The organism is Streptomyces sp. NPDC090045 (genome assembly GCF_044747975.1).
Classification (GTDB): domain Bacteria; phylum Actinomycetota; class Actinomycetes; order Streptomycetales; family Streptomycetaceae; genus Streptomyces.
On the sequence record NZ_JBIVFA010000046.1, the window covers coordinates 1 to 1,103 of the forward strand.

1 protein-coding gene is annotated in these 1,103 nt (G+C 68.0%); it reads left to right on the top strand.

Translation table 11 applies throughout. The annotated features are described in order from the left end of the window. Positions 1–1,103: flavodoxin-dependent (E)-4-hydroxy-3-methylbut-2-enyl-diphosphate synthase (gene ispG, locus ACIPYQ_RS41210; protein ID WP_401259821.1), on the top strand; the 1,103-nt coding region annotated here is incomplete at both ends.

Genomic DNA, 1,103 nt, shown 5'->3' on the forward strand with positions numbered 1-1,103 from the left:
CTCGGAATGCCGGCCGTGCCGACGAAGCTTGCCGACCGCAGGGTCAGCCGCAAGATCCAGGTCGGCAAGGTGGCCGTCGGTGGCGACGCACAGATCTCCGTGCAGTCGATGACCACCACCCGGACCTCCGACATCGGGGCGACGCTCCAGCAGATCGCCGAGCTCACCGCTTCCGGCTGCGACATCGTCCGGGTGGCCTGCCCGACCCAGGACGACGCGGACGCGCTCGCCGTGATCGCGAAGAAGTCGCAGATCCCGGTCATCGCCGACATCCACTTCCAGCCCAAGTACGTGTTCGCCGCGATCGACGCCGGCTGCGCCGCGGTCCGGGTGAACCCGGGCAACATCAAGCAGTTCGACGACAAGGTCAAGGAGATCGCGAAGGCCGCGAACGAGACCCGCACCCCGATCCGCATCGGTGTGAACGCCGGCTCCCTCGACGCCCGGCTGCTGAAGAAGTACGGCAAGGCCACCCCCGAGGCGCTGGTCGAGTCCGCACTGTGGGAGGCCTCCCTCTTCGAGGAGCACGGCTTCGGCGACATCAAGATCTCGGTCAAGCACAACGACCCGGTCGTCATGGTCAACGCCTACCGCCAGCTCGCCGCCGCCTGCGACTACCCCCTCCACCTCGGTGTCACCGAGGCCGGTCCCGCCTTCCAGGGCACCATCAAGTCCGCGGTCGCCTTCGGCGCACTGCTGTCCGAGGGCATCGGCGACACCATCCGCGTCTCCCTCTCCGCCCCGCCGGCGGAGGAGGTCAAGGTCGGCATCCAGATCCTGGAGTCCCTCAACCTCAAGCCGCGCCGCCTGGAGATCGTCTCCTGCCCGTCCTGCGGACGCGCCCAGGTCGACGTCTACAAGCTCGCCGAAGAGGTCACCGCGGGCCTGGAGGGCATGGAGGTCCCGCTGCGCGTCGCGGTCATGGGCTGCGTCGTCAACGGCCCCGGCGAGGCCCGCGAGGCCGACCTCGGCGTCGCCTCCGGCAACGGCAAGGGCCAGATCTTCGTCAAGGGCGAGGTCATCAAGACCGTCCCCGAATCCAAGATCGTGGAAACCCTCATCGAAGAGGCACTGAAGATCGCCGAACAGATGGAGAAGGACGG